This window comes from Spirillospora sp. NPDC049652 (genome assembly GCF_040675125.1).
Lineage (GTDB): Bacteria > Actinomycetota > Actinomycetes > Streptosporangiales > Streptosporangiaceae > Spirillospora.
This window is the reverse complement of sequence record NZ_JBFAOF010001432.1, coordinates 1-1,346: the sequence shown is the minus strand read 5'-3', so window position 1 is coordinate 1,346 and position 1,346 is coordinate 1. Positions and strand designations below refer to the sequence as shown.

Annotated in this window: 2 protein-coding genes and 1 pseudogene; 2 read left to right on the top strand and 1 reads right to left on the bottom strand. The window is 74.1% G+C overall.

Annotated features, from left to right (window positions below; all coding sequences use genetic code 11):
* The coding region (locus AB0J52_RS40835) for an alcohol dehydrogenase catalytic domain-containing protein (protein ID WP_500188608.1) at positions 1-230 on the bottom strand (230 nt) is incomplete at its 3' end.
* A 111-nt stretch (positions 231-341) separates the two neighbouring features.
* Between AB0J52_RS40835 and AB0J52_RS40830 the strand changes: the two genes are divergently transcribed.
* Positions 342-1,037, top strand: a complete 696-nt coding sequence (locus AB0J52_RS40830) for a TetR/AcrR family transcriptional regulator (RefSeq protein WP_500188606.1) — start codon at positions 342-344, stop codon at positions 1,035-1,037.
* Positions 1,038-1,108: 71 nt separating this feature from the next.
* A pseudogene (locus tag AB0J52_RS40825) lies at positions 1,109-1,346 on the top strand (WD40 repeat domain-containing serine/threonine protein kinase); the annotation flags it as partial.

Genomic DNA, 1,346 nt, shown 5'->3' with positions numbered 1-1,346 from the left:
GGAGGGCCGTCGCCGGCCGCGTCCACGACCCCGGCGACCTCGTGTCCGGGGGTGCGGGGCAGGCCGAGGCCGAGCGCGTCGAACCGGGCGACGGCGTCGCCGCCGCACACCCCGCAGGCGTGCACCTTCACCCGCACCTGTCCCGGCCCGGGCTCCGGGACGGGCAGGGTCGCGGCCTCGAACGGCTTCCCGGCGGCCACGGCCCGGACGGCCCGCATCGTGCTGCTCATGAGTCCTCCTCAGGGATGTACCTGCCGCCCAACGGGCCGGTATCACCGTTAACTGTTTCTCGGTTCCGTTGAAACCATACACCGCTAACGCTGATTTGTTAACATCGATACATGTCCGAACGCGCGCAGACCAGGGAGCGCATCGTCGCCGCCGCCGACGCCCTGCTGTCCGAACGGGGCCGCGACGCGGTGACCACCCGCGCCGTGAGCGCCGCCGCCGGGGTCCAGCCGCCCGCGATCTACCGGCTGTTCGGCGACATGAGCGGCCTCCTGGAGGCGGTCGCGACGGACGCGTTCCAGCGCTACCTCGTCCTGAAGAACGCCCAGCCGCGCGCCGACGACCCCGTCGACGGCCTGCGGATCGGCTGGGACGTGCACGTCCGCTTCGGCCTGGACAACCCGGCGCAGTACCGGCTGATGGGCGAGTTCCTCAGCCCCGGGTCGGACCTCCCGGCGGCCCGGGAGTCCCGCGACATCCTGCGCGGCCTGGTCACCCGGGTCGCCGAGGCCGGACGGCTGTCCGTCGGGGTCGACGAGGCCGCCCAGATGGTGCTGGCGGCCGGGCTCGGCGTCACGCTGACGCTGCTCGCCCAGGACCCGGACCGGCGCGACACCGCCCTGTCCGAGCGCACCCGCGAGGCGGTGATCGCGTCCGTGACGACGGACGCCGCCGCACCCGACGACGACCGCGAGCCCGCGCGGAGGGCGATCGCGCTGCGGGCCGTGCTGGACGACTCGTCCGCCGCCTTCTCGCCCGGCGAGCGGCTGCTGCTGGAGGAGATGCTCGACCGGCTGTCCCGCGCCTAGCTCCGCACGGGACCGGATGGGGTCCGTCACATAGCGGCCTGAGAGACAACCCCGTCTGCTAGAAATCCTCCGTGGAAGCCCTGCGGCCGGGCGATCCCCGGCAGATCGGCCCCTACCGGCTGGAGGCGCGCCTCGGATCGGGCGGCATGGGCCGCGTCTTCCTCGGCGTCTCGCCCGGCGGACGGCGCGTCGCGGTCAAGGCCATCGAGCCCGCGCACGCCGAGGACCCCCGCTACCGCCGCCGCTTCGCCCGCGAGATCGAGTCGGCCCGGAGGGTCGGCGGATTCCACACCGCGCCGGTCGTGGACG

Coding starts and splice junctions, on each gene's coding strand:
- AB0J52_RS40830 (WP_500188606.1), top strand. CDS start 342: ATGTCCGAACGCGCGCAGACCAGGGAGCGCATCGTCGCCGCCGCCGAC.